Genomic DNA, 687 nt, shown 5'->3' on the forward strand with positions numbered 1-687 from the left:
CACCGACGCCTCCGGCCAGACCGTCTACAGCTACGACAGCCTGGGCCGCAAGACAGGCAAGACCCAGACCATAGGCGGCAAGACCTTCACCGTCGGCTACAGCTGGGGCGATAGCGGAAGTGCGTTGGACAAACTCACGGCAATCACCTACCCCAGCGGAACAAAGGTCAACTACAGCTACGATGCCCAGGGCGTGGTCAATGCCGTCACGGTCAATCCGCCCAACGCCAATGGCGTGGGCACCAACACTGGCACCACCCTGCCGCTGCTGAGTGGAATCACCACCAATGCTGAAAGCAAACTGACTGGCTGGAGCTGGGCCAGCAGCAAGACTCAGGCGATTGCCTATGATGCCAACGGCCAGATCAGCGCGTACAACCTGGGTGATCCAACAACAACTGGGATTCGCCGAACCATTCTTCGTGACACAGCGGGACGCATCACCGGCTACACCCACACCAGCAACGGAGTCCCGGTGCCCGCACTGGACCAGAGCTTTGGTTATGACAACCTGAACCGACTGATCAGCGCCACCTTGGGCAGCAGTGCGATCCAGTACAGCTATGACGCCACGGGCAACCGCACGGCCAAAGTCGTTGGCGGCACGAGCTACCCCAACACCATTGCCAGCACCAGCAACCGGCTGAACCAGACGCAGGACAGCACCGGCGTCGCCACCGTGGTGCA

1 pseudogene is annotated in these 687 nt (G+C 61.1%); it reads left to right on the top strand.

The annotated features are described in order from the left end of the window. A pseudogene (locus AC1DWQ_RS23040) lies at nucleotides 1–687 on the top strand (type IV secretion protein Rhs); the annotation flags it as partial.

The sequence above is a fragment of the Polaromonas sp. P2_G11 genome (assembly GCF_056403595.1).